Origin of the sequence: Mycobacterium sp., assembly GCF_049683935.1 — a bacterium.
Classification (GTDB): Bacteria; Actinomycetota; Actinomycetes; order Mycobacteriales; family Mycobacteriaceae; genus Mycobacterium.
In genome coordinates, this window is sequence record NZ_JBAUJR010000494.1 from 1 (window position 1) to 6,468 (window position 6,468).

General features: G+C 66.3%; 8 protein-coding genes. 5 read left to right on the forward strand and 3 right to left on the reverse strand.

Features of this window, described 5'->3' with window-relative positions:
• The 5 genes from WA965_RS28275 to WA965_RS28295 form a co-directional block, all read left to right on the forward strand.
• The coding region (locus WA965_RS28275) for a hypothetical protein (protein ID WP_526448266.1) at positions 1-222 on the forward strand (222 nt) is incomplete at its 5' end.
• Complete coding sequence (locus WA965_RS28280) at positions 219-626, forward strand: roadblock/LC7 domain-containing protein (protein ID WP_526295684.1); 408 nt, start codon at positions 219-221, stop codon at positions 624-626. The genes WA965_RS28275 and WA965_RS28280, both read left to right, overlap by 4 nt.
• A gap of 7 nt (positions 627-633) precedes the next feature.
• Positions 634-1,005, forward strand: a complete 372-nt coding sequence (locus WA965_RS28285; RefSeq protein ID WP_178358917.1) for a DUF742 domain-containing protein — start codon at positions 634-636, stop codon at positions 1,003-1,005.
• Positions 986-1,558 carry an ATP/GTP-binding protein gene (locus WA965_RS28290; protein WP_178358918.1) on the forward strand — a complete coding sequence of 191 codons (573 nt, stop codon included), beginning with the start codon at positions 986-988 and terminating at the stop codon, positions 1,556-1,558. The genes WA965_RS28285 and WA965_RS28290 overlap by 20 nt, the downstream gene beginning before the upstream one ends.
• Positions 1,559-1,562: 4 nt before the next feature.
• Positions 1,563-2,114 carry a pentapeptide repeat-containing protein gene (locus tag WA965_RS28295; RefSeq protein ID WP_526295687.1) on the forward strand — a complete coding sequence of 184 codons (552 nt, stop codon included), beginning with the start codon at positions 1,563-1,565 and terminating at the stop codon, positions 2,112-2,114.
• A 16-nt stretch (positions 2,115-2,130) separates the two neighbouring features.
• Here the strand turns inward: WA965_RS28295 and WA965_RS28300 are convergent, their stop codons facing one another.
• The 3 genes from WA965_RS28300 to WA965_RS28310 all read right to left on the reverse strand — a co-directional run.
• Positions 2,131-3,318, reverse strand: a complete 1,188-nt coding sequence (locus WA965_RS28300; protein ID WP_526295689.1) for a fatty acid desaturase family protein — start codon at positions 3,316-3,318, stop codon at positions 2,131-2,133.
• Between the two features lie 386 nt (positions 3,319-3,704).
• A complete protein-coding gene (locus WA965_RS28305) occupies positions 3,705-4,280 on the reverse strand; it encodes a TetR/AcrR family transcriptional regulator C-terminal ligand-binding domain-containing protein (RefSeq protein ID WP_526295691.1) in 576 nt (191 codons plus the stop codon).
• 95 nt (positions 4,281-4,375) lie between these two features.
• The coding region (locus WA965_RS28310) for an ATP-binding cassette domain-containing protein (protein WP_526448267.1) at positions 4,376-6,468 on the reverse strand (2,093 nt) is incomplete at its 5' end.

Here is a 6,468-nt window from a genome sequence, read left to right on the forward strand (position 1 = left end):
GTCCTCGACCGCACCGTCGAGGGCCTGCCCGTGCGTCAGCCCGGTGCGCGGTTGGTGCCCGGAGCGGCCGAGGAGACCACGGGCAACGGTCACCATCGGCCGGTAGCATCGGGCAACGGTCGGGATCCCGAGGCCGTCCGGTCCAGCATCGGCAGCCACTTCGGCGGCGTGCACGCCGCGCGCACCCGAGCGCAGCAGACCGGAGGAGCCGACACCGAATGACCGACTCGCATCAGCGCGAATCGCTCGACTGGCTGGTGGCCCGTTTCGCCCGCGAGGTGTCCGGGGTCTCGCACGCCATCCTGGTGTCGGCCGACGGCCTGCTGCTGGCCGCCAGCGAGCACATGCCGGGGGAGCGGGCCGATCAGCTCGCCGCGGTCGCCTCCGGTCTGGCGAGTCTGTCGACCGGCGCCGCGCAGTTGTTCGACGGTGGCTACGTCCTGCAGTCGGTGGTCGAGATGGAGAACGGCTACCTGCTGTTGATGAGGGTCGGTGACGGTTCCAACCTCGCGGCGCTGGCGATCCACAACGGCGACATCGGTCAGATCGGGTACGAGATGGCGGTCCTGGTCGAGCAGGTGGGTTCGGTGGTCCAGTCGACTCGACGCGCCCCGCAGCACTCGTGAGCGCCGCGTGGACCAACGGGAGGGCGACGGTACCCAGGAGCCGAGTCTGGTCCGGCCGTACACGCTGACAGCGGGCCGCACCGACTCCGGGGTCGATCTTCCGCTCGAGGCGTCGGTGGGCGCCGTGGACCCGGCGCAACCGCCGCGCTGGCCGGGCAACGACGTCCGCGGCCAGATCCTGTCCCTGTGTGCCGCCCGCCCGTCGGTGGCCGAGATTGCCGCGCATCTCTCACTGCCGCTCGGCGTGGCGCGGGTGCTCGTCGGCGATCTGGTGGTGCAGGGTTATGTGCGGGTGCACGCCACCCTCGGTGAGGCCGCGACGGCCGACGAACAACGAGAACTGATCGGGAGGACTCTGCGTGGTCTCAGGGCACTCTAGGAGGGCGGCATCAACCAAGATCGTCATCTCCGGCGGTTTCGGTGCCGGCAAGACGACGTTCGTCGGCGCGGTGTCGGAGATCGTGCCGCTGCGCACCGAGGCGCTGGTGACCAACGCGTCGGAAGGCGTCGACGGTCTGGACGCCACCCCGATGAAGACGACCACCACGGTGGCCATGGACTTCGGTCGGATCAGCCTCGGTGACGACCTGGTGCTCTACCTGTTCGGCACGCCCGGGCAGCGCCGGTTCTGGTTCATGTGGGACGACCTGGTGCGCGGAGCGATCGGCGCGATCATCCTGGTGGACGTTCGCCGGCTGGCGGACAGCTTTGCGGCGGTGGATTTTTTCGAGGCCCGCAATCTGCCCTTTCTGGTTGCCGTCAATGACTTCGACGGCGCACCGCGGCATTCGCTGTCGGCGGTCCGCTCCGCACTCGCGCTGTCCGAACACGTGCCGGTGATGTCGGTTGACGCGCGCAGCCGTGACTCGGCCAAAGCCGCGTTGATCACGGTTGCCGAGTACGCGCTGAGCCGCCTCGCGCCCACCGGCTGACAGCGTGGACGCGCGTGTTGCCGACCGGGAGTACGACGGGCATGACTTTCGCGACGACGATCTCAGCCGGCTGAGCACCGAGCGGGTGGTCTTCACCGGGTGCGACTTCTCCGGTGTCGATCTCTCCGAGTCCGTGCACGTCGGTTCCGCGTTCCGCAACTGTGTTTTTCGTCGGACATCGCTGTGGCACAGCACGTTTCGTCACTGCAGCTTTCTCGGCTCGACCTTCACCGAGTGCCGGATGCGGCCGTTGACCCTGGTCGAGGTGGATTTCACGCTGGCGGTGCTCGGTGGAGCCGACTTGCGCAAGGTCGACCTGTCCGACTGTCGACTGCGTGAGGCCAGCCTGGTCAACACCGACCTGCGAGAAGCGGTGTTGAAGCGCGCCGACCTCACCGGGGTGCGGGCGCAGAACGCGCGCCTGGAGGGTGCCGATCTGCGCGGCGCACGCACCGATCCGACGTTCTGGACCACCGCGAAGCTGCGAGGCGCCAAGGTCGACATCGAACAGGGGCTGGCCTACGCGGCCGCGCACGGACTCGACATCGGCGGTTGAGCCGGGGAAGTCGCGTCTAACTATGAGGTGGCGTGCCCAGGGCGGTGCGAAGTCCACGGCCTGGCACCGCGAGCCTGTCGACCCCGAACCGACGTTCGGAGGCGGTCTCCGGTGCGTCGTCGGAGGTAGCGGTCAACAGCCGGTCAGGTAGGGACATCTTCAGCACGGTTCGCTGGGCGAGCAGGAACTGTCTGACGACTGAGCCGGTGGTGTAGGGCAGGTCGTACTTGTCGCACAGGGCTCTGACCCGCGGTGCGATCTCCCGGTACCGATTGCTCGGCAGGTCCGGGAACAGATGGTGCTCGATCTGGTAGCACAGATTCCCGGTGGCGAAGGCCAGCACGGGTCCGGCGTCGATGTTTGCGCTGCCCAGCATCTGTCGCAGGTACCAGTCGGACCGGGTCTCGTGCTCGATGCTCTCCGGGGTGAACTTCTCCGCGCCGTCCGGGAAGTGCCCGCAGACGATGACCGCATGGGTCCACAGATTGCGCAAGACATTGGCGATCGCCATCGCCCCCAGAACCTGTCGCCAGCGTCGGCCTGCCAGCGCCGGAAAGATGACGTAGTCCTTGAGGATTTGGCGCCCGATCTTCGTGGCGAAGCCGGTCGTCGCGGTCGCTTTGTTCTCGGCATCCTGGGTGCGCTTGTAGGCGGCCGCCAGCCCATATAGTGCGATACCCCACTCGAAGGTGGCTGCCAGCAGAAGGCTTTGAGCCGGCTGGAACAGGTGACGCCAGTGCCAGGGCTGATCACGGGTCACGCGCAGGACGTCCCAGCCGATGTCGTCGTCAAGGCCGAGCACATTGGTGAAGACGTGGTGGCGATAGTTGTGGGCGTAGCGCCACTGTGACGACAGCCCGACCATGTCCCATTCCCACGTGGCGGAGTGAACCTCGGGATCGTTCATCCAATCCCACTGCCCGTGGCCGATGTTGTGCCCGAGTTCCATGTTCTCGATGCACTTCGACGCCGCGAGCCCGCCGATGCCCAGCCATCGTCCGGTGCGTGACGGGCTGAGCAGAATCGCCATCCGTGACGCGACGTCCAGCGCTCTCTGCAACGCGATCGAGCGATGGATGTAGCGCGCGTCGCGCGCGCCCCGGGAGTGCTCGATCTCGCGGCGAATGGCGTCCAGCTCTGCGCCGAGCGTCTCTATGTCCGCAGGAGAGAGGTGCGAGTAACTGACGATGTCAGCAATAGCCATAAACAGCGTTCCTGGTGGTCTTGCGAGGGGCGATGTCACTGGATCGTGGCGGACCTCGTTCGATCCACCGCGAGGTGCACAGCAATGTTGTTCACGATGCTACGCAACTTTCGTCGAGCATCGATCCGTGACGCTGTTTGTAATATTTGGCGATCTACGGTGAGAGTGATGAATCGCATATTTCTGGGTTTTAGGCTGCACAAGCGAGCCGTTGGTTATGTTGCAAGCCTATCGAATTAATTTTGCATTGTGGCCCAGGTCGCTCCGCAAGTGAGCAATCAGGCAACTGTTTTTCTGACATCGCCTGGACGCGGCGGTCGTAGGACTGCACATGGCGGGCTAACCCTGAGATCCGCGCCGTGACGAACGTTTAGAGTCCAGTACAGCTAGGCGACGCTGACCGCGCGCGTCACCATGCGGGCGATCATGCGGCAGAAGCCGGGTTGCAGCGGCTGGTCGGTGTACAACGCGACCGCATTGAGCGGCGAGGTCAACAGATGCATCACGAATACGGGTTTGACGTCGCTGAGCACCTCGCCGCGTTCCGCAGCCCGCTCGAGCACCTCTTCGATGACTTTCTGCCGTATCTCCCAGAACTGCATTCTGGTGTCCGCATCCACCACCATCGACTTGCTGTCGACGACGAACATGCGCGCGATCCTGCGTGCCACTGGTTCGTTGAGGTAGTTGCCCAGGTTCACCGCCAGTTCGGTGAGGTCACCGTGAAGGGACCCGGTGTCGGGCAGTGGGAACATCTTCGTGGTGTAGCTGCGGAGCGCTTCGAGGATCAGCTCGCGTTCACTGGTCCACATCTTGTGCACGTGGTCGGGGCTCAGGTGGGATCGATGGGCGACACCGTCGAAGCTGAACCGGTCCACACCCCACAGTTGCAACTCGCCGAGCGCAGCGTCCAAGGCTCTGGCGCGTATCGACACGTCGACATCGGACACAGACTGCTCCATGACAAATCCCCCCACCCCTGGGCCGAGAGTACGGAAATTGACGCCCGGTGCACGGCGTTTCTCGATTTCCGCACACTCGGCGTGGGAAGCGGGGGTCAGGCGGCTTTGAGCCTGATCCGCCAGCGCACGAAGCCGAGATAGAACACGCTGATCGCCACCAGCATCGCCATGTCGAACAGCCAGGCGCCCGAGGTGTGCTCCCAGTGCCGATCCTTCGGTGTCAGCGGTCCCGGGACCAGCCGGATCAGGTCGATCGTCGACGCCGAGGCCGCAAAGCCCCACCGCGCCGGTGTCACCCACGACATCTGGTCCAGCACGAGGCGGTCGGTCACCGGGATCATGCCGCCGGAGAACACCAGCTGACTCATGATCGCCACGACGAGCAACGGCATGATCTGCTCGGCGGATTTGGCCAGCGCCGAGAGCGCCAGGCCGACCATCGCCGCGGCCACACAGGTCATCGCGATGTCGACGAACATCTCCAGGCTGCGGTTGCCGATGACGGCGCCGCTCTCGACGGACCCCGGCCCCCAGCCTTTGCCCAAGATCGCGATCGAGGTGACGATCGCGGCCTGCACGACGGCGAACGCGGTGAACACCACCACCTTCGCCATCAGGTAGGCCGACGTCGACAGGCCCACGGCCTGCTCGCGGCGGAAGATGGCGCGCTCGCCGATCAGCGCCCGGATGGTCAGAGCGGTGCCCATGAAGATCGCGCCGACATTGAGCATCACCAGGATCTGTCCCGGTTCGTTGGGCGCCTCGCCGCCCTCCATCGCGGTCACCGGCACGCCGAACCCGACATCGCCGGGCACCGACAGCGACAGGATCCCCATGATGAACGGCAGCATCATCAGGAACGCGAAGTAGCCGCGGTCGGAGATCACCAGCCGGATCTGACGACGCGCGATGGTGGACAACTGCCGTCGCACGCTCGTGCGGGTCGGGTTGCCGAGCTCAGAGGGAGTCAGGGCGGCCGGCTGGGGCGGTGGTGGCCCGTGCTGCTCGAGATATCGCTGTGCTGCGGCTTCCGGGTCGCCGGCCACGCCGGAGAAGATGTCGGCCCAGTTGGTCGTGCCCATCGACGGGCCGATCTGACTGGGCGGACCGTAGAACGCGGTCTTGCCGCCGGGTGCGAGCAACAGCACCTGGTCACAGACGTCGAGATAGGTCAACGAGTGGGTGACGACGAGCACCACACGACCGGCGTCGGCCAACTGGCGCAGCATTGTCATCACCTGGCGGTCCAGGGCGGGGTCCAGGCCGGAGGTCGGCTCGTCGAGGATGAGCAGCGATGGGCCCGTCAGCAGCTCCAGGGCGACCGAGGCGCGTTTGCGCTGTCCGCCCGAGAGTTTGTCGACCCTGGTGTCGAGGTGCTTGGTCATCTCGAGTTCTTCGAGGACCTCGTTGACGACCTGCTCACGGTCGACCTTGGTGGTGTCGGGCGGTAGCCGCAGCTCGGCGGCGTACATCAGCGCCTGCCTGACCGTCAGCTGACCGTGCACCACGTCGTCCTGAGGGACCATGCCGATCCGGGAGCGCAGCGAGGCGTACTCGGCGTGCACGTCGTGACCCTCGAACGACACCTGACCGGTCGTCGGGTGGGTGTAGCCGGCGACGAGCCGGGCGAAGGTCGACTTGCCGGCACCGGACGGGCCGATGATCGCGGTCAGCGTTCCCGGCCGCGCCGAGATCGAGATGTTCTCCAGCAGCGTCTTGTTGCCCTCGATGGTCCACGTGACGCCGTGCACGTCGAGGCCGCCGGTGGCGGTGTCGGCGGCGGTCTCGGTGCGGCGCACCAGGGTGCCGTCGCGGAAGACGAGGTCGACGTTGCCGATGGTGACGGTGTCGCCCTCGGTCAGCATCGCTGAGTCGACGCGGGAGCCGTTGACGAAGGTGCCGTTGATGCTGCGGTTGTCGCGGATCTCGGTTCCGGACGGGCCGGGGATCAACGTGGCGTGGTGCCTGGATGCGAGCACGTCCGGAATGACGATGTGGTTGTCGCTCGCGCGGCCAATCTTGATCGACCCGGCAGGGACCTCCGCGGGCCGGCCGGGTCGCAGGATCTTGAGCATGCTGGTCGCGAGGTTGCCGTCGCTGGAGCGTGGCGCCGCCGCCGGTCCCATCACCGTGGCCGACTCCAGCCCGGGTGTGGACATCGGCTGCGGCACAGGCATCGGCGCGGGCC

What these genes read in the sequence shown, in the direction of transcription:
- WA965_RS28280 (WP_526295684.1), top strand. Translation starts at nt 219, where the DNA reads ATGACCGACTCGCATCAGCGCGAATCGCTCGACTGGCTGGTGGCCCGT.
- WA965_RS28300 (WP_526295689.1), bottom strand. Translation starts at nt 3,318, where the DNA reads ATGGCTATTGCTGACATCGTCAGTTACTCGCACCTCTCTCCTGCGGAC.
- WA965_RS28305 (WP_526295691.1), bottom strand. Translation starts at nt 4,280, where the DNA reads ATGGAGCAGTCTGTGTCCGATGTCGACGTGTCGATACGCGCCAGAGCC.